The following is a 22,073-nucleotide window of genomic DNA, read 5'->3' on the forward strand; positions in this document are numbered from 1 at the left end:
GCTGCAGCCGTCAGGCGGCATCGCCTGTCACCTCTCCCAGGAGTCCGTCGTGTCCTTGAAAACCATCCTGTCTTCGACGCTGGTCGTCGCGCTCGCAGGCGCCTCGGCCGCTTCCGCCCAGCCCGCGCAGGCCGGCAAGCTCAGCATCATCATGTTCGGGGCGCATCCCGACGACTGCGACATCCGGTCGGCGGGCACCGCGGCCAAGTGGGTCGCCGCCGGCCACAAGGTCCGCTTCGTGGCGGTGACCAACGGCGATGCCGGCCACCACGAGATGGGCGGCGGCATCCTCGCGGCGCGGCGGCGCGCCGAGGCCCAGGAAGTCGGCCGTCGCCTCGGCATCGAGTACGTCGTGCTCGACAACCACGACGGCGAACTGGTGCCGTCGCTCGACGTGCGCGAGCAGATCATTGCGCAGATTCGGCAGGTCAACGCCGACCTCGTGCTCGGTCCCCGACCCAACGACTATCACCCGGATCATCGCTACACGGGTGTGCTGCTGCAGGACGCGGCCTTCATGGTGACCGTGCCCAACATCCTCACGCACGTCCCGGCGCTGAAGAAGAACCCCGTGTTCCTGTACTACCAGGACAACTTCCAGAAGCCGAACCCGTTCGCGCCCGACATCGCCGTCGACATCACCGACACGTTCGACAAGAAGATCGACGCCCTCGACGCGCACGTGTCGCAGGTCTACGAGTGGCTGCCGTGGCACGCCGGCAACCTCGATCAGGTGCCCAAGGACGTCAAGGCGCGGCGGGAGTGGCTGAAGAAGACGCGCGCCAACGCGCCCAACGCCGCGGTGCGCGCCGCCCTGGAGAAGTACTACGGCAAGGAGGGGGCCGCGAAGGTCCAGCAGGCCGAGGCCTTCGAGATCTGCGAGTACGGCCGGCGCCCGACCGCCGAGGACATCAAGCGGCTGTTCCCCTTCCTGCCGCAGTAGCCGACCGGGGGCGGTTACGCGTGGCCGCGCCGACGGCCACGCGAGTCGCCCCTGTGCACCAGATCGAGACAGAACTCATCCTTCCCGCGAGCCGGCCGATATCCTCCTCGATCGCCCCGATCCCCTGCCACGCGCGGCAGGGAGGAAACGCGACGACCACACTTTCGAGGCAGCGATGACCGTCCGGGCCACCTTCTTCGACACTCCCCAGCGCACGGCGCCAGACGTCCTCGATGCGCAGTCGACCCATGTCCATGCCGCCCCGCTGGTGGTCGCCATGCTCGAGGGCGTGGCCTCGCCAGCCGCCCTGTTGAATCCCGACCGGGAGATCATCGCCGCCAATTCGCGGCTCGCGCACCTGGCCGGCGCCGGGCGCGCCCAACTGGCCGGACGGCGGATCGGCGAGGTCCTGGGCTGCGTGCACGCCCTCGAGCAACCCAACGGATGCGGCACCACGGAAGCGTGCGCGATGTGCGGCGCGGCGCAGGCGCTGCGGGAGTCGCGCCTGCTGCAGAAGCCGGCAACGCACGAGTGCCGGATTCGCCGTGACGATGGCGAGCAGGGCGAGGTCGCCTTCAGTGCCGACGTCAACTGCGCGCCCCTCGACGTCGACGGCGTGCGCGCCATCATGGTGGTGCTGCACGACACCAGCGACGCCGAGCGCCGGCGCGTCCTGGAGCGCATGTTCTTCCACGACGCGCTCAATGCCGCTGGCGGGCTCCAGGGCCTGCTCGACGCCTGGCCCGACCTGGCGCCCGAGGAGGCCGCCACCCTCGCTCCCATGGCCTCCAGGCTCGCCAGTCACCTGGTGGAGGAACTGCAGGCGCATCGCGACCTGGTGGCCGCCGAGGCGGGCACCTTGCCGGTCCAACGTGTCCAGGTGCGTCCCGCCGCGGTGCTCGACGACATCCGGCACCTCTACGCGCAGCACGAGGTCGCCGAGGGCAAGACACTGGTCGCCGAGGTGTTCGCCGCGGCGCCCGCCATGAACACCGACCCCATGCTCCTGCGGCGGGTCCTGGGCAACCTCGTGAAGAACGCGCTGGAGGCGACGGCACGTGGCCAGCAGGTGACGCTGCGGCACGTGTGCACCGGACCGCGGGCCATCTTCACGATCCACAACCCGTCGGTCATGCCCCAGGCCGCTCGCCTGCAGGTCTTCCAGCGCGGATACTCGACCCGCGGGTCCGGACGGGGCCTCGGGACCTACGGCGCACGGCTCCTCGCCGAGCGCTATCTCGACGGCACGCTGCGCTTCGGCTCCAACGCCGCCACCGGCACCGTGTTCGTGCTCGACCTGCCGATGGACGCGTGAGTCGCCGGTAGGCCGCATACTGGCGTGACCGATGGACCGGCCTTCGACGCCTGGCTCCGGCAGTGTGACCTCGTCGATTGCCCGCGTCGTCGGCGCGTACGCGATCTTTGCGTCCCTCTGGATCCTGCTCTCCGATCGTGCGCTCGGCGCCCTGTTCCCCGACCACGCCTCGTACGCGGTGTACGGGACGCTCAAGGGCGTCGTGTTCGTCGCCGTCACGGCGGCGCTGCTCTGGGGCCTGCTCCGCGTTGAACTGGGGCGCCGGGCCCGCGCCGAGCTCGCGCTGGCCGAGACCACCGCGCAGTTGCAGCGTGCGCAGCGGATCGCGCACGTCGGCCATTGGGTGTGGGCGGCCGACGGGTCGCGCATCGAAGGGTCCGGGCAGCTGCTGGAGATCTTCGGCCTCGACCCTGCCACGTCGGCCCTGACCGGCGCACGGCTCCTCGCCGCAATCCATCCCGACGACTGCCAGTTGCTCGACGACCTCCGCTGCCGCCTGCGCGCCGGTGAGCCGACGTGGCCGGTCGAGTGCCGCGTGCTCCGCAGCGACGGGTCGGTTCGCACCATCTGGGTCGAGGTCGGCGACGTGCGGCGCGACGACGCCGGTGCCCTCACGGCCGTTTCCGGCGTGGTGCAGGACATCACCGAGCGCAAGCTGCTCGAGCTGCAGGTGTTGCGGTCGCAGCGGACCGAGGCGGTCGGCGCGCTGGCCAGCGGCATCGCCCACGACCTGAACAACGTGCTCACCCCGGTGCTCGTGATGGCGCCGCTGCTGCGCGAGAGCCTCACGTCGCCCGAGGACCGCTCCCTCATCGACACCCTCGAGCAATGCGCCAGGCGCGGCGCCGACATCATCAGGCAGCTGCTCACGTTCGCGCGCGGCGCCCCGGGCGCTCGCGTGGCGCTGCCGCTGCGCCACCTCGTGCGCGAGATGGCCAAGATCGCGCAGGAGACCTTCCCGCGCGACATCGACATCCGCGCCGAGATCGCCTCGGACCTCTGGACCGTGCAGGGTGACATCACCCAGATGCACCAGGTGCTGATGAACCTGTGCATCAACGCCCGCGATGCCATGCCGCACGGCGGCCGCCTGACCCTGCGCGCCGCCAACGTCGCGCTCGACGGCTCCGAGTTGCCCGACGTGCCGCCGCGTGTCGGGCGACACGTGTGCCTGGCCGTGATCGACACCGGTGAGGGCATCGCCGAGGCCGACCGCGAGCGGATCTTCGATCCCTTCTTCACCACCAAGGAGCCGGGCAAGGGCACTGGCCTCGGCCTGTCGACGGTGCTCGGAATCGTCCGCGGCCACGGCGGGGCGATCGCCGTCGAGAGCCAGCGGGGCGGTGGCTCGACCTTTGCCGTCTACCTGCCCGCCTCGACCCTCGACTCGGCGGCCGACGACGATCCGGACGATGAGGTGCCGGCCGGCGACGGCAGCGCGATCCTGCTGGTCGAGGACGAACTGGCCGTGCGGCACGGCCTGGTCCGGGCCCTCGCCTCCGCAGGCTACGCGGTGGTCGAGGCCTCCAACGGGCAGGAAGGCCTGGAAGCCTGGCAGCGGCACGGCGACGTCATCCGCGTCATCGTCACCGACCTGGTGATGCCCGTGATGGGCGGCGCGGCGATGGTGGCGCGCCTGCGCGCACAGGCCGTGTCGGTCCCCATCCTCGCCCTCACCGGCCTGGGCAGCAGTCCTGACGATCCCCTGCCGGACGGCGTGTCCGCGTCGCTGTCCAAGCCGTGCACGCCGGATCAGTTGTTGCGGGCCGTTGGCGCGCTGCTGCCGTCGCGCGAGTCCGCGCCGGGTTCCGGGGGCGCCGAGGTGCTCGAGCCTCGGTAAGATGGGCGTGCATGCGCACGCCTCCGGTCGCTTCGCTCCTCGACCTCACGGGAACCACCGCCCTGGTCACCGGCGCCGGTTCGGGGATTGGCACGGGCATCGCCGCGCGCCTGGCCGAGGCCGGGGCGCGCGTCGCCGTGCACTTCCACACCAGCCGGGCGGGCGCCGACGCGGTCGTCGCCACGATCACGCAGGCCGGGGGACAGGCCCGTGCATTCGGCGCCGATCTCACGCGCCCTGACGAGGTCGAGGGCCTCGTGAGTGCCGTGACGGGCACCCTCGGCGCCGTCGACATCCTCGTCAACAACGCGGGCACGTATCCACTGGGCACCATCATCGACGTCGACTTCGCGGAGTGGCAGGCGGTCGTCTCGGCGAACCTGTCGACGGTGCACCTGGTGACGCAGGCCACGGCCCGGGCGCTGCGCGAGGCCGGCCGCCCGGGAGCGATCGTCAACATCGCGTCGATCGAGGCCAGCAACGTCGCGCCGGCGCACAGCCACTACATCGCCGCGAAGGCCGGCGTGGTGATGTACACCAGGTCCGCTGCGCGTGAGCTGGGGCCGCTGGGCATCCGCGTCAACGCCGTGTCGCCGGGCCTCATCGGCCGCCCGGGCCTCGCGGAGGCATGGCCGCAGGGCGTGCAGGCCTACACGGCCGCCACCCCCCTCGGTCGCCTCGGCGAGTTCGAGGACGTCGCCGATGCGTGCCTGTTCCTCGCCTCCCCAGCCGCGCGCTGGATCACGGGCGTGGAGCTGATCGTCGATGGCGGCGTGCTCACGAACAGGGCGTATTGAGAGCGGGAATCGGGAGTGGGGAATCGGGAGTCGGGAGTCGGGAGTCGGGAGTCGGGAGTCGGGAGTCGGCAAGTGGGGAGCGGGTCCGGGCAAAGGGAATGCGCAGATGACGGTCCTTGAACTCATCCAGCTCTTGCGGCTCTCGCCGCTTCCGGGCGAGGGCGGGTACTTCCGCCAGACGTGGCAGGCGCCGGAACGCGTCGCGGGTGGCACGCTCGGTGCGCGGTATCCGGGCGAGAAGGCCCTCGGCACCGCGATCTACTACCTGGTGACCGACGATCCCGACGGCTTCTCGGCGATGCACCGGCTGCCGACCGACGAGGTCTACCACTTCTACCTGGGCGACCCGGTGGAGCAACTGCTGCTGCACCCGGACGGCGGCAGCGAGGTCGTGGTGCTCGGGCAGGATCTGCGCGCCGGGCAGCGCGTGCAGCACGTCGCGCCGCGCGACAGTTGGCAGGGCACCCGACTGGTCCCAGGCGGGCCGTCTGCGACGTCGCTCAGGGCTGGGCGATGGGCGCTGCTGGGGACGACGATGGCGCCCGGGTTCGACGTGAGCGACTACCAGGCGGGCGAGCGCGCGGCGCTGATCGCGGCATGGCCCACGCAGGCCGAGCGCATTCTCGCGCTCACCCGACAGCCGCAGTAGCCGTCGACCTTCAGGTCGACGGTCAGTGCTGCGTGCTGAGCGCCGAGCTCGAGCTCGACGCCCACGTGTCCTGGAGGGCGGTCCCCGTACCCGCGATCCCCCCTATCCGTGAATCGTCGCCTCGGCCAGCAGCTTCTTCAGGCGGTTGTCGGGCCCCCGGCTCGCCACCAGGCGGGTGCCGTCGCGCAGGATGACCGCGTACTCGCCGTGGAACAGCGGCTGGAGTTCGCGGATCCGGTCGGCGTTGACGATCGTCGAGCGGTGGATGCGGATGAACTGCGCGGTGTCGAGCACCGACTCCATCCCCTTCATCGTCTCGCGCAGCAGGTGCGATTGGGCGCCCATGTGCAGCCGCACGTAGTTGCCCTCGGCCTCGATCCAGTCGATGTCGTCCACCTTGACGAAGAACACGCGGCCCGACGACTTGACGACGATCCGCTGCTTCTCGCGCTGCTCGGCGGTGAGCGAGGCCACCAGCGAACGCAGGTGGTCGCGGTCGACGATCGCCTCGCCCTCGTGGCGCCTCGCGATGGCGGCGCGGGCCCGCTGCAGGGCCTGCCCGAACCGCTCGGCGTTGAACGGCTTGAGCACGTAGTCGAGCGCGTGCACCTCGAAGGCCTTCAGCGCGTACTGGTCGTAGGCGGTCACGAACACGACGTGCGGCAGCTCGTCGCTCTCGAGCGCGCGCAGCACCCCGAAGCCATCCACCCCCGGCATCTGGACGTCGAGGAACACGAGGTCGGGGCGCTGGTCCCGAATCGCGTCGACGGCCTGGGCGCCGTCGCCCACCTCGCCGATGACCGCCACGTCGTCGTGCATGCCGAGCATCATGCGCACGCGCTCGCGCGCCAGGGGTTCGTCGTCCACGATGAGGGTCCGCAAGGTCATGCAGAGACTCCTTCGACCGACGCGGTCATGGCCGCGGCGTCGCCGATCGGCAGGCGGAGCCGCACCACGGCGCCGCCATCGGGATGGTTGGAGAGCGTGAGCACGGCCCCCGGGCCGTAGAGCTCGCGCAGGCGCTCCCGGGTGTTGCGCAACCCGAGCCCGCGGACCGGCAGGCCCTCGGGGCCCAGGCGGAAGCCCGGGCCATCGTCGCGCACCGCCAGGTCGAGCCAGTGGCCGCTGCGACGCGCGCTCACCTCGATGCGCCCGCACTCCGGCCGCGTGGCCAGGCCGTGCTTGATGGCGTTCTCGGCGATGGGTTGCAGCACCTGATTAGGTACGAGCACGTGCAGCAGGTGTTCCGGGACGTCGACGTCGACCTTCAGCCGATCCTGGAAGCGCGTGCGCTGGATATCCAGGTAGCGGCTCAGGAACTCCACTTCCTGTCCCAGGCGCACCTCCTGGACCCCGATCGAGTCGAGCGACATGCGGAGCAGGTCGCTGAGCTGCGTAATCATCTCGTCGGCCGCTGTCGGGTCCCGATGCACGAGGGTCGAGATGGCGTTGAGCGTGTTGAAGAGGAAGTGCGGGTGCAGCTGGCCCTTGAGCACCTCGAGCTGGGCCTTGGCCAGCCGCGCCTCGAGGTGCGAGGCGCGCAGCGCCCGGTCGCGGAAGCGCTTGTAGTTGTGCCAGGCCTGATGCACCGCGACCAGCACCCAGTAGGACTGGAACGCCAGGTAGAACTGCGAGACCAGCAGCCACGAGAAGGGCAGCGGGGTCGGGTCGATCAGCGGGATGTGGCTCACTGCCCAGCGGCAGCCCGCGTAGGCGACGCACACCCCGAGCGACGACAGGACATGCACGCCGAACGACCGCCGCCAGTTGCCGGGCTCGAGCGGAAAGCGGCGGGCCACGCTGAACATGGCCGGCGCCAGCAACAGGAAGGGCAGCCAGGTGGCAAACCCTGAGAACACGATTTCGGCCAGCGGCAGGTCCACGCCCCGCATCCGGTACTGGAGGGCGAGCTGCGGCATCGTGACGACGCTCAGCACCACCAGCACCACCGCGAGCACCACCCAGCCGCGCCGTTCGATGGCATCGGTGTGGCTCGCGTGCGGCCGACGCAGCGTCTCCACCACGGCCGACCGCAACTCGCCCATGGTGGCAAACGACGTCGGGCCGCCCTCGGCGCCGTCGGCATCGGCCGAACCGCCCGGTCCCGGCTGGCTGTCACCGGCGCCGGCCCGCCCGGACGACAGGACCTCCCCTGCGTCCCACGGACGCCCCACGCGACTGAGCCGAGCCATGCCTCGTCCTATCCCGCTCGTCGGCCCGGCCACAAGCGATCCGGGACGAAGAGCATGGAGCGTGGGACGAACAGCGGGGCGTGAGTGTTCAGTGAGGGCGGCCGGCCGGCACCCGGACCGTCCTGAACTGCCGGTGGCGCAACCTAGTGCGCAGGGCCCTTGGCGGCGCTGGCGGCCCAGCGGAGGAGGGCCGGGTCGGCCTGGGCGGCCGCGGCGACTGCCTCGGCGAGGTCGGCGAAACGGTCGTCCTCGATGCGCAGGTTGAGGTCGCCGATCTGCAGGTGCAGGCAGCCGTGCTCGCAGCGGTAGACGGAGCACTCCCCGGCTTCCCCGAGCACCTCGTACTGATCGTCAGTCAATCCGTGATCGGCCATGGTGACCGGGCCCAACGCCCGGAGGGGCAGCGTAGCGCCCCGGTCAGCGGCCGGTCAACCCGACCGATCAGCGAGCCAGCACCCGCGCCCTGGGCCTGCGGCGGGTGGCCAGGCTGGCGACAGCGAGTCCGAGCCAGGCCAACGTCAGCACGACGGACGCCACGACGGGGAGGGCCGTGTCGCGGACCCAGGCGACGAGGGCGGCGACCAGGTGCGCCGGAACCTCTGCTCCGAGGGCCGCCGCCGTGGCCATGGCGCCCTGGCAGGGCGTGCAGGCGGCGAGGACGAAGACGGTGACGAGGACGATGGTCGCGCGTGGCATGTGATCCTCCCTGCCTGCTCACGCGGCGGCGGTGACCGGAACGGCTCACGCCTTGACAGCGGCCCGGCATCTCGTCCATAACTTGAATCCCTCCCAATGGATAGGTGATGGCCGATACCCCAGGTTCGCCGGGGGCGTCCGGGTCGTCGTCCGGCTTCACGTGGCTGCTCCAGCGCTGGAGTGGCGGGGACGCCGCGGCACTCGATGCCCTCATGCCCGCGGTGCATGCGGAACTGCGTCGGCTTGCGCGCTCGTACATGCGCCGCGAGCGCGAGGGCCATACGCTCGAGCCGACGGCGCTGGTGCACGAGGCGTACCTGCGGCTGGTCGATCAGCAACACGTGCGGTGGCAGTCGCGGGGCCACTTCTTCGCGATCGCCGCGCAGGCGATGCGGCGGGTGCTGGTGGACCACGCCAGGGCGCACGTCGCCGACAAGCGTGGCGGCGGCGCCGAGCGCGTCACGATCTCCGGGCTGCCGGCGGACGGCGCGTCGCAGGACCTCGACGTGCTGTGGCTGCACGAGGCGCTCGAGGCGCTCGCCCGGCTCGACGCCCGGCAGGCGCGGGTGGTGGAACTGCGGTATTTCGCCGGCATGACGGTGGAGGAGGTCGCGGCGGCGACCGACACGTCGCCGGCCACGGTGAAGCGCGACTGGGACAGCGCGCGTCGGTTCCTGGCGGTGCACCTGACGCGGCGGTCGGCCCAATAGGGCGGCAGCCCGTGCCCGGCCCGGCGTGCTGCGACCACGCGCGCCGGCGGCGGGTGCGCCCGGCACCCGCCTCGGGATGCGGTTATCGGGCGAGCACGACCAGGCGGTACGCGCACGGCTGCACGGGGCACCGCGCCATCGTCACGTCCACCTGGTACCGGCCGTTGCCCGACGGCACCGTCGCCACGCTCGGGCGGATGCCGTGGCCGATCGCGCGGTCGATCTCGCGGCCGGCCGGAGAGAAGAGCTGCAGGTCGACGTCGGCGCCCGGGGCCACCGCCTCGACCCGCACGCGGTACTCGCGGCCGCGCTCGAGGAGCACCGGGTGGTACGCGGTGGCGCCGGCCTCGAGGCGCCCGTCGAAAGTGGCCACCGTGCGGCGCGTGGTCAGCGCGCCGGGCGCGGTCGGGGTCGTGGCGATGGCGAACGTCTCGGCTGCGGCGAGCAGCGCGGACAGGGCGATGACGATGGCGGACGTGATCGAGTCGTTACGCACGGAGGCCTCCGAATCGGGGGACGGCGTCAAGTCGCCATCCACCTCGATACGCGGACGCTTGCGCTGGAACGGCTCACGAGGAGCTCGCCGGTGAGCGCCGACGACTCGCTCACGCCCGAGGCATGGGGCGACATCAAGGAGCTGCTCGCCGAACTCGGCACCCTGTCGCCCGGCGAGCGCGAGGCGCGCCTGCAGTCGCTGCCGGCTGATCGCGTCGCCCGGCTCCAGCCGTTCCTGGATGTCGACACCGGGGTGGTCGTGCCACCCGCCACGCCGGGCGTGCCTCCGACCCAGGCCGAGGAGATCCTGGCGGGGCGCTACCGTATCGAGCGCCCGCTCGGACGTGGCGGCATGGGCACGGTGGACCTGGCGCACGACCTGACGCTCGACTGCCCGGTTGCCATCAAGCGCCTGTCGAACCTCTGGTTGCCCGACGCCGAGGCCCGCCGGCGCCTGGTGCGCGAGGCGCGCGCCCTGGCCGCGCTCAACCATCCGCACGTCGCGCGCGTGCACGACGTGATCGACTCGTCGCCCCCCGCGCTGGTCATGGAGTACGTGGAGGGCGAGACGCTGGTCGACTGGCTGGAACTGCCTCGCGCCGCCCGCACCGTGATCGGGGTGCTGCGTCAGGTGGTCGAGGCCGTGGCCTACGCCCATACGCGCGGCGTCATCCACTGCGATCTCAAGCCGGGCAACGTGCTGGTCACGCCCGACGACCGCGCCAAGGTGGTGGACTTCGGCATCGCGCAGATGCAGCGCACCGCCTCCACGACACGCGTCGGCGACACGACGGTGGCGCCGGCGTTCACGCCGCGGTATGCCGCGCCGGAGGTCAAGCAGGGCGCCCGCCCCGTGCCGGCGTCCGACGTGTACAGCCTCGGCGTGCTCGTCGACGAGGTGGTCGACGAGTGCGCGAAGGCAGGCGCGCCGCTGCCGCCCCCCTTGGCGCAGGCGCTGCGTCGCGCGTCGCAGGCGGCGTGCGTCACGGAAGCCGACCGGCGCCCGCGCGACGGCGCCGCCTTCCTCGCGATGTTGCCGACCGTGGCAGCCCCCGACGCGGCCGCCGGGTGGCGCACCCGCGCCGCATCCGCGGTGCTGGTCCTGAGTGGCTGCATCAGTGGCGGACTCGCGGTCACCGGCGATGGCTCGGCGCTGCGGCCTGCGTCCCTGGGCGGGGGCAAGCCCATCGTCGTCGCGGTGGTGCCGCGGGTCGACGACGCGTCGGCCAGTACGATTTCGGCCGCCGCCGCCGACTTCCTGCGGCGGTCGCTCGGCACGTTGACCCGGGCTCGCCTGGTCACCGCGGACGTCCCGGCCTTCAAGGACGACGTCGACACGCTGGTCAAGGACCTGCGCTTCGAAGGGCTGACGTACGTGTTCGTGCCGTCGGTCGCACCGACGGCGACCGGCGTGCGCGTGAGTGTGGCGGTGCGCCGGGCGGCCGGCGGCGGCGTGGTGCAGACGTTCACGGAAGAGGGCCCGTCCTCAGCGCTCGGTGCCATCACCGGGCGCCTCGCGTCGCAGGTGCGCGCCTGGTTGAACGAGCCGGCACGGCCGCCAGGTGGACCGGTGTACGAGCCCTCGGCGCGCGCCCTCGGCGAGTACTCGCAGGCGCGCCAGTACCTCGAGCGTCCCGACAAGCCCGAGGCCTTCCAGCTCGCGCGCGAGCTGCTGGAGCGGGCGGTGGAGCGGGAACCCGAGTTCGCGGCGGCGCATGCGGAGCTGTCGCGCGTGCTGGTGCTGCAGTACCGCGCGCGCCGTGACGCCGCGCTGCTCGTGCAGGCGCAGGCTGCCGCCGGCAAGGCGATGCGGCTCGATCCGGGACTGGTGGAAGCGCGCCTCGCGCACGCGACGACGCTGCAGGCGACGGGGCAGCGTGCCGACGCGATCAGCGAACTTCAGCAGATCCTCAAGGTGGCCCCGACCCACGATCGGGCGATGCGGCTGCTGGGGCAGTTGCAGGCCGCCAGCGGCGCGATGGACGACGGGGTGCGGACCCTGCGTGAGGTCATCGCCCTGCATCCGAGCTGGCAGAACTACCGGGCGCTCGGCACGGTGTTGTACGACGCCGGCCGCTACGCCGAGGCGGAGCAGGAGTATCGCGAGTGCGTCGCCTTGCAGCCGGACAACCCGTTTGCCCACCAGCTGCTCGGGGCGGCGCTCCAGAAGCAGAATAGGGACGCCGAGGCCGTGCGCGAGTACGAGCGCGCGCTCGCCATCCAGCCGTCGGCGCCGGCGTACACCAACCTCGGCACGTACCAGTACGGACTGGGCGACCTGAAGGCGGCGGAGCGCGCCTACCGCAAGGCCGTGGAGATTGCGCCGCAGGACCCGCTCATGCAGCGGAACCTGTCCGACGCGCTGCGCGCGCAAGGCCGCGCCAGGGAGGCGCGCGAGGGGTACCAGCGGGCCGCGGAGCTCGCCGAGGCGGAGCTGCGCGTGAACCCGCAGGACCAGACCGCCCAGAGCCTTGCTGCCTACGCCTGGGCGCGCGCCGGCAACTGTGAGCTGTCCAACGTGCCCAGTACGCGTATCGAGTCAGCACCGTCGCCGTCGGTCGATGGACTCATCGATGTCGTGAACGCGCGCCTGATCTGCGGCGTCGTTCCGCAGGCGCTTGTCGACCTGCGAGCCATCGCGGCAGCGGGCGTCTCGTTGTCGGGCGTTCTTGAACGTGATGTCGAAGAGGCGGCGCCCAGGCCGGTTCGCCAGTTCGTCGCCGGTGCCGCAAGCGCGGGCAAGTGAGGGAGCGTGTCTGGCGCGTGAAGGCGTCAGGCCGTCGGTCAACGAAGTGCGCGTCTCTGCAAGCGCCTGTGAGGACCTCAGCGATGAAACGACCAATCGTATTCGCACTGTGTTGCGCGCTATGGACCATCCTCGACGCTGGTGAGGTGGAGGGGAAATGCACCGCGCGACGGGTCTACAAACTGGACGTCATCAAGTCGTCGGACGCCGGGCCAGGCGACAAGGTGCTGAGGAGCACCTCCGGGCAGGACCTTGGCTGCGCGATCACCACGAAGAAGGACGACGCCCATCTGTGCGAGGGCGCAGACGGCAACGCGCATCTGTTCCAGATCAAGGTGCACAACAGGTGCAACCAGGCCGTGGACGCGCAAGTCGTGGTGAGTGCTACCGGCCCTGACGCGATCGAGTTCACCGACGACGAGTCGTGCAAGCAGGCACAGACCGCACAGGGCTACACGAAGTCGCTCGACCCCAACCGAATGGCCATGGTCCTGTGCACGACGAAGAACTATCCGAAGGAGGAGGGTTCGACCGGCCCCGACTACAGCGGGTCGTACAGCATCGACGTCCTCGCCGTGGCCGGGCAAGAGGTGGGTGATGGCCTCTTCGATCCCAGAATCGCCGTCGAGCGCGATGGCGACGTCACGACGTCTTTCCCGTGGTGGGCCAAGGTGTTCGCAGGCGTGGCAGCACTCGCGGTCGGCGCGCTGATCGGGTGGCTCGTTGGCAGGCGTCAATCGAGGTCGTCTGCCAAGCCCACGGTGACGTAGCCGTCCGCGCCTCCCTCGGAGCCCGGCCTGCTCGCTGGACAGTGACCCCGCTTCCGGGGTCTCATACCGGGCGATGGAACGCCAGTATCACCAGTGGTTCTCGCCCCGCCTCGGGTTCGACATGGGGCTCACCGTGTACGGCCACTTCGGCACGCCGCTGCTCGCCTTCCCGACGAGCGGCGGCGACGAGTGGGAGATGGAGGGGCAGCGCATGATCAGCACCCTCACCCCGTACATCAACGCCGGGCGCATCAAGGTGTTCTGCGTGCGGTCGGCCTCGGCGCAGTCCTTCTACGACAAGGGCGCGCACCCGTTCCACCGCAGCTGGATGCAGAAGCAGTACGACGAGTACATCCGCTGGGAGGTCGTGCCGTTCATCCACGACCACTGCCGCGGACTGCCCGCCATTGCCGTCATGGGCGCCTCGCTCGGCGCCTACCACGCCGCCAACAGCGCCTTCAAGCACCCCGACACCTTCAAGTGGTGCTTCGCCATGTCGGGCGTCTACGACATGCGGCGCTTCATGGACGGCCTGTACGACGACAACTTCTACTTCAACAACCCGATCGACTATCTCTCGTCGATCACCGACCCCTGGTTCTACCAGCACATCGCCTCGTCGCACGTCCACCTGGCCACCGGCAACGGCCCGTGGGAGCGACCGGAGGAGACCTACCGCTTCGCCGAGGTGTTGCGCAACCGCAACATCCCGCACCACCTCGACGACTGGGGACCGCAGGGCGGCCACGACTGGCCCTACTGGCACCACATGATGTGGGAGTACGTGGGCAGACTCCTGTAATTCGAAATTTGAAATTCGAAATTCTCGTGGGGCGCGGCTTCGCCGGCGCCCCACGGGATGTGTCAAGCGGCAAGGCCGGGGGGCCGGCCGCCGATCAATTTCAAATTTCAAATTTCAAATTGCGTTCAGGGGCGCGGAGCGACCCTGAACGCCGGCACCTGCCCGCCGCCGCTCGTGACGTTGGCCAGGCCCGACGAACTGAGACGCGTGAGGAAGCCGCTCACCTTGCCCCGGAAGATGTAGGGCGCGCAGTCCACCAGCATGTCGCGCGTCGTCACGCGGTACGGGTCGGTTTCCACCATCGGGAACGGCTCGCGACGAATCGGGATCCGCTCCTGCACGATCCAGGTGCCGGCCGGCTGCGCCAGCGCGTGCTGCAGCGCCGCCTCCCACGCCGATGCGTCGGCCTCCCACCCCAGCATGACGCCGTGCCCGCCGAAGTCGTCGGTCGGCTTGATCACCAGCCGCTCGCGGTGGTCACGCGCGAACGCCACCAGGTCGACGTCCTCGCCGCCGCTCGTCCGCGTGCGCCGCTCGGCGACGACGCGCGTCCACGGCACATGGGCCAGGATGACGGCCTGCTCCTCGGGAGTGAAGCGACCGGCGTGGGCCTCGTCGGTCAGGACCGCGAAGAACGACTTCTTGTGCGGGATCTTGCAGCGCAGCGTGTTGGCCACGCACGCCAGCCGCTCGCGGTAGGCCTGCACCAGCACGCGCGTGTCGTCGGGGCGCGCCACGAGATCGTTGATCAGGGCCCGCCGGTACACGAGGTCGATCGCCCGCCCGTGCGCCACGAGCCGCCCGCCGACGATCTCGAGGTCGCGCGGATCGGCGACCACCGTCGGCACGCCGCGCGCCGTGAAGCGCTCCGCCAGGATCTCGAACTCGCTCCACGTCGGCACGTCGCGGAAGTCCGTGATTACGATCGTCGGAGGCGTCGCGGTGCCGCCCCAGTCGCGGTAGCTCGCCAGCAGCGCCTCGAGCATCGCGTCCATCATGTGGTACGGCTCCGCGTCGAAGGCTTCGCGGAAGCGCGCCATGATCGGCAGTTCGGCGAACACCGACGCCAGCACCTCGGTGTAGCCGAAGCCGGCCGGCGACTCGGCGTTGTACTCGGCGAACATCAACGAGTCGGGCAGCAGGAAGGAATCGAGCCGACTGGCAGTGCTCGCGTACTGGTAGCCGGGGTCGATCGCGACGAGCGCGCGCTCGGCATCCGACAGCCCGAAGTCGGCCAGCAGCGCCTCGTCCTCCGTCGCCTCGCGGATGATCCGCTCGCCGACCCGCGCAATCACCTCACAGGCGGCGCGCTGGCGCGCCTCGTCCTCGACCGTCATGAAGAGCGGCCGCAGGAAGGGGCAGCTCAGGCGCCCGCCGAATACGAGCCGCGCGTCGCGCATCCGCTGCGCGTGCGCGACCCAGTACGCCTCGGTGAGCTCGCCGCCCTCGCCGAGGAGGGACATCCAGGTGTCGATCGGATTCATGCAATTCGAAATTTGAAATTTGAAATTTGAAATTTGCGGGGGCGCGGCTTCGCCGTCGCCCCTCGGGCTGTTGCACGCGGCAAGGCCGACAGGCCGGCCGCCGATCAATTTCGAATTTCCAATTTCAAATTGCCCGCTCAGGGTACCGGGCTGCCCACGAACCCCGACGCGGCGCCGAGGCCGAGCATCTGCTCCCACTTCGGGAACATGTTGCTCTGGTGCCCGTTGAGCGCGCGATCGATGCAGAGGCGGGCCATCTTGTCGACGACCATCTCGAAGTAGAACGGCGTGATCCGATCGCGCTCGAAGTCGGGCGCCGGGTTCAGGAAGTCGATCGCGTACGGTACGTCGTCCTGGATGCCGAACTCGATGGTGTTCATCTCGTAGCCGAGCGCCTCGTTGATCGTCTGCGCGTCCCTGACGACGCGCGCGCCGACCTCGGCCGAGAGGTAGTCGTGCTGGATCAGGTACTGGCGGGCGTGCGGGTCGTAGACCACCGGCACGATGTCGTGCTTGCCGAACGTGAAGCAGCGCACGTACTTGTCGAAGTGGACGAACTGCTGCAGCGTCATGCAGTACGGCGCGGTGCCGTCGTAGGCCGCGAGCAGCTCCTCGCGCGTGTGCACCTTGTACACGTGCTTCCAGCCACCGCCCGAGAAGGGCTTCAGGATGGCCGGGCGGCCCGTGTAGTCGAGCAGGCCGTCCCAGTCGAGCGGATACCCCATGTTGCGCAACGACGCGGGCTGGATGTCGACGTCCTGCGGGTACGCCTTCTGCGGGAGCAGCACGGTGCGTGGGATCGCCACCCCCAGGCGGGCCATCAACGAGTAGTTGAAGAACTTGTCGTCGGCCGTCCACCAGAAGGGGTTGTTGATCACGTAGGTGCCGTTGAGCACCGCCAGCTTGAGGAAGCCGCGGTAGTACTCCACCTCGTGCGAGATGCGGTCGACGATCACCTTGTAACGCTGCGGCTCGTCCATCGGCGTGCCACTGAGCGTCACGTACTCCGCGGTGATGCCGTGGGGCTGCCCGAGCTGATTCACCTTGTCGATGAACGCCGGAGGAAAGCTGTACTCGCGACCGACCAGCAACCCGATCTTCATGTCTGTGTGCTCCCCGGAAAAACGCGGCAGTCTACCACGGCAGCGTACGCCAAACCTGCGCGCACGTCAGGGTAGAATTACTCACGTTCAGGGGTTACTGTGGCAGGACGCCGGGCGTGGGGATCGAAGAGGTCCCAGCGGTCGGTCACCCCGGGATCAGGTACGCAGGCCAGCGGTCGGGCCCTCCCTCCCTTCCGCTCACCGCGCGCCTGATCCCAGGGTGCCGTCCACTGGGCGACCCTTCTGAATCACATAACGTTCGCGACGCGCGAACCGAACGCCCGAGCGGTGATTTTTTTTGCGCACGCCGATCGGCCCTGCGGCGCCCCGTGGTGTCAGATCCGCCCGCCACTGCCACTGTCGCGCCCACCGGCACCGACCACCACCGGCGGCCTCGCTACACTAGGCAGGTGCCGATCGTTGCCCGCGCCCCGATGGGCGCCCTCTCCACCGACCTGTTCGACCGCAGCCCGGAGGCCATCGCCGCCCACCTCGAGGACGCCGCGCACTATCCCGGCGGCACCGCCGATGCCGTCGCGCGGCCCCGCACCGAGGCCGACATCGCCGCGGTGCTCGCCGAAGGGCGCCCGGTGCTCACCGTCGGCGCGCAGTCGTCGCTCACCGGCGGCGCCACGCCCACCGGCGCCATCGTCCTGTCGACGACACGGCTGACGACGATCGAGCCGCCGACGGGGCGCGAGGTGCGGGTGGGCGCGGGCGTGCCCCTGGCCACCCTGCTGGAGGACCTGGCGCGCAACGGCCTCGACTTCCCGCCCGTGCCGACCTACCTCGGCGCGACGGTCGGCGGCATCATCGCCACCAACGCGGCCGGCGCCGCCACCTACAAGTACGGCACGACGCGACAGTGGGTAGAAGGACTCACCGTGGTGCTGGCGGCCGGCGACGTGATCGACATCCGCCGCGGCCAGCACGTGCTCGACGCGTCCGGCGTGTTCGTCATCGACGGCCCGGGCGGGCGCCGCGAGGTGCCCGTGCCGACCTACGTGATGCCCGACGTGGTGAAGCGGTCCGCGGGCTACCACGCCGCGCCCAGCATGGACGTGGTGGACCTGTTCATCGGCGCCGAGGGCACGCTCGGGGTCATCGCCGCTGCGACGCTGCGCCTGCAGCCGGCCCGCGCCGGACTCTGCTACGCGCTGGTGCCCTGCGTGGACGAGCCCCGTGCCCTGGCGCTGGTGGGCGACCTGCGGCGGCAGTCGCATGAGACGTGGCGGACGCAGGATCCGGCCGGGATCGACGTCGCCGCCATCGAGCACATGGATGGCCGGTCGCTGCAGATCCTGCGCGAGGACGGCGCCGACAGGAAGTACGAGGTCAGCTGGCCGGCGTCGGCGGGGCTGCTGCTGCTCATCCAGCTCGAGCTGCCGCCGCTGACCCAGGACGACGCGTACGAGCAGATCAGCACGGCGCTCGACCAGGACGGTCCCGATACGCCGCTGGCGCGCTTCTGCCGCGTGCTCGACGCGCACGGCGTGCTCGACGACACGGAACTGGCCCTGCCGGGCGACCGCAAGCGGGCCGAGCAGCTCCTCGGCGTGCGCGAGGCCGTGCCCGCTGGCGTGAACGCCCGCGTCGGCCGCGCCAAGCGCGACATCGACGGGCGGATCGCCAAGACGGCTGCCGACATGGTCGTCCCCTTCGAGAAGTTCGGCGAGATGATGGACGTCTACCGCGCCGGCTTCGCGCGTCGTGGCCTCGACGTGGCGACGTGGGGGCACGTCTCGGACGGCAACGTCCACCCCAACGTGCTGCCGCGCAGCTACGAGGACGTCGAGGCCGGCAAGGCGGCGATCCTCGAGTTCGGTGTCGAGGTGGCACGCCTCGGCGGCTGTCCGCTGGCCGAGCACGGCGTCGGCCGGCACCCGGTGAAGCAGGCGCTCCTGCGTCAGCTGTATGGCGACGAGGGCATCGAGCAGATGCGCCGCGTCAAGCGCGCGCTCGACCCGCAGGGCCTGCTCGCGCCGGGGGTGTTGTTTGGCCCGTAGGGTGCAAGCGACAAGGGACGAGTACGCAAGTCACCAGGGGTGCGAGGGAACAGGGGCAAGGCAGGGCAGGGACAGGGGACGAGCACGCGAGACACGACGGACCAGGAAGGTGGTGACGCGGCACTGACCGGGAGTTCGGTCCTTGTCCCCCGTCACTCGACGACCTTGTCCCTCGCCCCTTGCCACCCTTGTGACTCCTCCCCTTGTCCCTCGTCCCTTGTTCCCCCGCCGCGTCAGGCGTACAACGAGACGTGCGCACCCGTCTTCTTGCCGTCTCGTCCGCCGCCCTCGCCGGCCTGGGCCTCGCGGTCGCCTGCTCACGCGTGTCGGCGCCAGGTACCACCGCCACCAACCCGCCTGCCGATCCGGCCGCGTTCGTCAAGCAGGCCAACGCCACGCTGCTGGAGCGCGCCAACGCCCTCGCGCGCGCGCAGTGGGTGGCGGCCAACTTCATCACCGAGGACACCGAGCAGCTGTCGGCCGCCGCCAACACGGAGTACGTGGCCACCTCGATGCGCCTGGCCAAGGACGCGGCCAGCTACCCGGCCGATGCCGGCGGGAACGCCGACGTCGCGCGGCAGCTCCTGCTGCTCAAGCTCGCCGCCAGCCCCCTGCCCGCCCCCTCCGATCCCGAACTCCAGAAGGAACTCACGCGCATCGTCGCCGGCATGGAAGCCGGTTACGGGCGCGGCAAGTACTGTCCGGCGGGGAAGGACTGCCAGACGCTCGACGATCTGAGCCGGTTGATGGCCACCAGCCGCGACCCGAAGGCGCTTCGTGAGGCGTGGGAGGGCTGGCACGCCATTGCGCCGCCGCTCAAGCAGCCCTACGAGCGCTTCGCGCAACTGGGCAATCAGGGCGCCAAGGAGCTCGGGTTCGCCGACCTCGGCGCGTTCTGGCGCGCCGGCTACGACATGCCGCCCGACGACTTCGCCAAGGAGGTCGATCGCCTCTGGCTGCAGGTCAAGCCGCTCTACGACCAGTTGCACGCGCACGTCCGGCGTCGCCTCGGCCAGCAGTACGGCCAGGACGTCGTCGCGCCGGACAAGCCGATCCCCGCCCACCTGCTCGGCAACATGTGGGCGCAGCAGTGGGGCAACGTCTACGACCTGGTCGGGCCGAAGGGGCGCGCGCCCGGCTACGACCTTGCCGGCGCCCTCCAGGCGAAGAAGACCGACGCGCTCGGCATGGTGCGCTACGGTGAAGGCTTCTTCACCTCGCTCGGCTTCGCGCCGCTGCCGCAGACCTTCTGGACGCGTTCCCTCTTCACCCGTCCGCGCGACCGCGACGTGGTGTGCCACGCCAGCGCCTGGGACGTCGACAACGTCGACGACCTGCGCATCAAGATGTGCATCGAGATCAACGCCGAGGACTTCGTCACGGTCCACCACGAGCTCGGGCACAACTTCTACCAGCGCGCCTACAACACCCAGCCGTTCCTCTATCGCACCGGCGCCAACGACGGCTTCCACGAGGCGATCGGCGACGCGGTGGCGCTGTCGATCACGCCGTCGTACCTGGTGAAGGTCGGCCTGCTGCCGACCGTGCCCAGGACGCAGGACGACGTGGAGTTCCTGCTGCGGATGGCGCTCGACAAGGTGGCGTTCCTGCCGTTCGGGCTGCTCGTCGATCAGTGGCGCTGGAAGGTGTTCAGCGGCGAGATCGCGCCGGCGCAGTACAACGCGGCCTGGTGGCAGCTGCGCGAGCAGTACCAGGGCGTGGCGGCGCCCGGGCCGCGACCGGCCGACGCCTTCGATCCGGGGGCGAAGTACCACGTGCCGGCCAACACGCCCTACACGCGCTACTTCCTCGCGCACATCCTGCAGTTCCAGATGCACCGGGCGATGTGCAGGGCGGCGGGCCACACCGGGCCGCTGCACACCTGCTCGGTGTACGGCAACACGGAGGTCGGCGCGCGCCTTCAGAAGATGCTGGCGATGGGCGCGAGCAGGCCCTGGCCCGAGGCGCTCGAGGCGCTCACCGGAGAGAAGCAGATGGATGCCACGGCGATCCTCGACTACTTCGCGCCGCTCCGTCAGTGGCTCGAGGCGGAGGCCGCCGCGGGCAGGTGAGGCCACGGCAGGCCCGTCCGGACGGTTGCCGATCGGCCCGCAGGACGCACGACCGCGCACCCGCCGGCTCGCCGGAGGGGTATGCTGGCGCTACCGATGAGTGACGTTCAAGTCGTTCCAAGTCTGCAGCTCGGCGTGTCTGCCGATGCCGCGGCGCCATCACAGGACGGGTCACGATGAAGAAGCCGAAGGCGGAGGTGCTCGAAACCGTCGAGCCGGGCGAGCCACGGAAGGGCAAGAAGGACAAGGCGGCCAGGCACGAGGCCCGCCAGAAGAAGTCTGACCGGAAGGCCCGCAAGGAGGCCGAGCGGCTCGCCGCCGCCGCCGTCTCGCAGCAGTCGTCGGCGGAGGAGGAGCCAGGGCCCCTGAAGCGCAAGGCGTACGACAAGGCGCTCGCCAAGCTCCACGAGGAGCTCGTGCACCTGCAGGAATGGGTCAAGGCCCACGGACTCAAGGTGTGCATCGTGTTCGAGGGACGCGACGGCGCCGGCAAGGGCGGGACCATCAAGGCGCTCACCGAGCGCGTCAGCCCGCGCGTCTTCCGCGTGGTGGCGCTGCCGGCGCCGACCGATCGCGAGAAGAGCCAGATGTACGTGCAGCGCTACATCCGCCACTTCCCGGCGGCGGGCGAGGTCGTGATCTTCGACCGCAGCTGGTACAACCGCGCCGGCGTCGAGCGCGTGATGGGCTTCTGCAGCGAGGAGGTGTCGCGCAAGTTCCTCGCCGCCGTGCCGCTGGTCGAGAAGGCGATGATCGACTCCGGCATCATCCTGCTCAAGTTCTGGCTCGAGGTCAGCCCCGAGGAGCAGACGCGCCGCCTGAAGTCGCGCATCGACGATGGGCGGAAGACGTGGAAGCTGTCGCCGATGGACCTCAAGTCGTACAGCCGCTGGTACGACTACTCGCGGGCCCGCGACGAGATGTTCACCGCCACCGACACCGAGTTCGCCCCATGGCACGTGGTGCGCTCCGACGACAAGAAGCGGGCGCGCCTGAACGTCATCGCCCACATCCTGGCCCACGTGCCCTACAAGCGCGCCAAGCGCGAGAAGATCACGCTGCCCAAGCGCCAGAAGCCTGGCGACTACCGCGATCCGGAGTACCCGTACCGGTACGTCCCCGAGAAGTACTGAGTCCCGACCCGCCCAACACCCGAGATGCCGGTGCGGGAGGGACGCGCCGGCATTCCCGGGGGCGGTCGTGGACTCCGGTCAGTGCGTGGTCGGCTTGGTCGCGGGTTTGGTGACTTGTGCCGCGCCATCCTTCGCGGTGGCCGGCTTGGTCTTCTCCTTCTTGGTCTTGCCGGTGGCGTTGCTGGTGGCATGAGCCGCCGCCTTCCCTTGCCCGTGCACGAGTGTGTATTGCGTGCGGACCGGGGTGGCAGAGGCGGTGGCGGCGATGGCCAGGAGGCCGAACGCGGTGGCGAGCAGGGAACGACGCATGGAAGTGACTC

20 protein-coding genes are annotated in these 22,073 nt (G+C 70.4%); 12 read left to right on the forward strand and 8 right to left on the reverse strand.

The window, feature by feature from the left end:
• The first annotated feature begins 55 nt into the window (after positions 1-55).
• From TBR22_RS01915 to TBR22_RS01935, 5 genes are all read left to right on the forward strand, one after another.
• Positions 56-943, forward strand: coding sequence for a PIG-L deacetylase family protein (locus tag TBR22_RS01915; protein ID WP_370651563.1), 888 nt, complete (start codon positions 56-58; stop codon positions 941-943).
• A 175-nt stretch (positions 944-1,118) separates the two neighbouring features.
• Positions 1,119-2,258: an ATP-binding protein gene (locus tag TBR22_RS01920; protein WP_239491263.1), complete on the forward strand. Its 1,140-nt coding sequence runs from the start codon at positions 1,119-1,121 to the stop codon at positions 2,256-2,258.
• Between the two features lie 64 nt (positions 2,259-2,322).
• Positions 2,323-4,098, forward strand: coding sequence for a PAS domain-containing sensor histidine kinase (locus tag TBR22_RS01925; protein WP_239491264.1), 1,776 nt, complete (start codon positions 2,323-2,325; stop codon positions 4,096-4,098).
• Between the two features lie 11 nt (positions 4,099-4,109).
• Positions 4,110-4,895: an SDR family NAD(P)-dependent oxidoreductase gene (locus TBR22_RS01930; RefSeq protein WP_239491265.1), complete on the forward strand. Its 786-nt coding sequence runs from the start codon at positions 4,110-4,112 to the stop codon at positions 4,893-4,895.
• A 106-nt stretch (positions 4,896-5,001) separates the two neighbouring features.
• Positions 5,002-5,544 (forward strand): cupin domain-containing protein, encoded by a 543-nt coding sequence (locus TBR22_RS01935; protein ID WP_239491266.1) that lies wholly within the window; start codon positions 5,002-5,004, stop codon positions 5,542-5,544.
• A gap of 102 nt (positions 5,545-5,646) precedes the next feature.
• Here TBR22_RS01935 and TBR22_RS01940 read toward each other — a convergent pair whose 3' ends face one another.
• From TBR22_RS01940 to TBR22_RS01955, 4 genes are all read right to left on the reverse strand, one after another.
• Entirely contained in the window at positions 5,647-6,432 is a 786-nt protein-coding gene (locus tag TBR22_RS01940; protein WP_239491267.1) for a LytTR family DNA-binding domain-containing protein, read from the reverse strand.
• Complete coding sequence (locus TBR22_RS01945; RefSeq protein ID WP_239491268.1) at positions 6,429-7,736, reverse strand: sensor histidine kinase; 1,308 nt, start codon at positions 7,734-7,736, stop codon at positions 6,429-6,431. The genes TBR22_RS01940 and TBR22_RS01945 overlap by 4 nt, the downstream gene beginning before the upstream one ends.
• 143 nt (positions 7,737-7,879) lie before the next feature.
• On the reverse strand, positions 7,880-8,095 hold the full coding sequence (locus TBR22_RS01950; protein ID WP_239491269.1) for a hypothetical protein: 216 nt from the start codon (positions 8,093-8,095) through the stop codon (positions 7,880-7,882).
• An 82-nt stretch (positions 8,096-8,177) separates the two neighbouring features.
• Positions 8,178-8,432: a hypothetical protein gene (locus TBR22_RS01955; protein ID WP_239491270.1), complete on the reverse strand. Its 255-nt coding sequence runs from the start codon at positions 8,430-8,432 to the stop codon at positions 8,178-8,180.
• A gap of 107 nt (positions 8,433-8,539) precedes the next feature.
• Between TBR22_RS01955 and TBR22_RS01960 the strand changes: the two genes are divergently transcribed.
• Positions 8,540-9,142, forward strand: a complete 603-nt coding sequence (locus TBR22_RS01960; protein WP_239491271.1) for a sigma-70 family RNA polymerase sigma factor — start codon at positions 8,540-8,542, stop codon at positions 9,140-9,142.
• Between the two features lie 82 nt (positions 9,143-9,224).
• On the opposite strand, the gene TBR22_RS01965 is transcribed toward TBR22_RS01960, so the two are convergent.
• Positions 9,225-9,638, reverse strand: a complete 414-nt coding sequence (locus tag TBR22_RS01965; protein WP_239491272.1) for a hypothetical protein — start codon at positions 9,636-9,638, stop codon at positions 9,225-9,227.
• Between the two features lie 90 nt (positions 9,639-9,728).
• Between TBR22_RS01965 and TBR22_RS01970 the strand changes: the two genes are divergently transcribed.
• The 3 genes from TBR22_RS01970 (at position 9,729) to TBR22_RS01980 (ending at position 13,955) form a co-directional block, all read left to right on the forward strand.
• Positions 9,729-12,383 carry a serine/threonine-protein kinase gene (locus TBR22_RS01970; protein WP_239491273.1) on the forward strand — a complete coding sequence of 885 codons (2,655 nt, stop codon included), beginning with the start codon at positions 9,729-9,731 and terminating at the stop codon, positions 12,381-12,383.
• A gap of 68 nt (positions 12,384-12,451) precedes the next feature.
• Positions 12,452-13,153 (forward strand): hypothetical protein, encoded by a 702-nt coding sequence (locus tag TBR22_RS01975; protein WP_239491274.1) that lies wholly within the window; start codon positions 12,452-12,454, stop codon positions 13,151-13,153.
• Between the two features lie 73 nt (positions 13,154-13,226).
• Positions 13,227-13,955, forward strand: coding sequence for an esterase family protein (locus tag TBR22_RS01980; RefSeq protein WP_239491275.1), 729 nt, complete (start codon positions 13,227-13,229; stop codon positions 13,953-13,955).
• Between the two features lie 125 nt (positions 13,956-14,080).
• On the opposite strand, the gene TBR22_RS01985 is transcribed toward TBR22_RS01980, so the two are convergent.
• Together TBR22_RS01985 and TBR22_RS01990 are read right to left on the reverse strand one after the other, a co-directional pair.
• Complete coding sequence (locus TBR22_RS01985; RefSeq protein WP_239491276.1) at positions 14,081-15,439, reverse strand: circularly permuted type 2 ATP-grasp protein; 1,359 nt, start codon at positions 15,437-15,439, stop codon at positions 14,081-14,083.
• A gap of 137 nt (positions 15,440-15,576) precedes the next feature.
• Positions 15,577-16,542, reverse strand: a complete 966-nt coding sequence (locus TBR22_RS01990; RefSeq protein ID WP_239491277.1) for a RimK family alpha-L-glutamate ligase — start codon at positions 16,540-16,542, stop codon at positions 15,577-15,579.
• 410 nt (positions 16,543-16,952) lie between these two features.
• Here TBR22_RS01990 and TBR22_RS01995 point away from each other — a divergent pair, with 410 nt between their 5' ends.
• From TBR22_RS01995 to ppk2, 3 genes are all read left to right on the forward strand, one after another.
• Positions 16,953-18,548, forward strand: coding sequence for an FAD-binding oxidoreductase (locus TBR22_RS01995; RefSeq protein WP_239491278.1), 1,596 nt, complete (start codon positions 16,953-16,955; stop codon positions 18,546-18,548).
• A 251-nt stretch (positions 18,549-18,799) separates the two neighbouring features.
• Positions 18,800-20,620, forward strand: a complete 1,821-nt coding sequence (locus tag TBR22_RS02000) for a M2 family metallopeptidase (protein WP_239491279.1) — start codon at positions 18,800-18,802, stop codon at positions 20,618-20,620.
• A 176-nt stretch (positions 20,621-20,796) separates the two neighbouring features.
• Positions 20,797-21,753: a polyphosphate kinase 2 gene (ppk2, locus tag TBR22_RS02005; RefSeq protein ID WP_239491280.1), complete on the forward strand. Its 957-nt coding sequence runs from the start codon at positions 20,797-20,799 to the stop codon at positions 21,751-21,753.
• A gap of 78 nt (positions 21,754-21,831) precedes the next feature.
• Here the strand turns inward: ppk2 and TBR22_RS02010 are convergent, their stop codons facing one another.
• A complete protein-coding gene (locus TBR22_RS02010; RefSeq protein WP_239491281.1) occupies positions 21,832-22,062 on the reverse strand; it encodes a hypothetical protein in 231 nt (76 codons plus the stop codon).
• Positions 22,063-22,073: the final 11 nt, after the last annotated feature.

Source organism: Luteitalea sp. TBR-22 (assembly GCF_016865485.1).
GTDB lineage: Bacteria > Acidobacteriota > Vicinamibacteria > Vicinamibacterales > Vicinamibacteraceae > Luteitalea.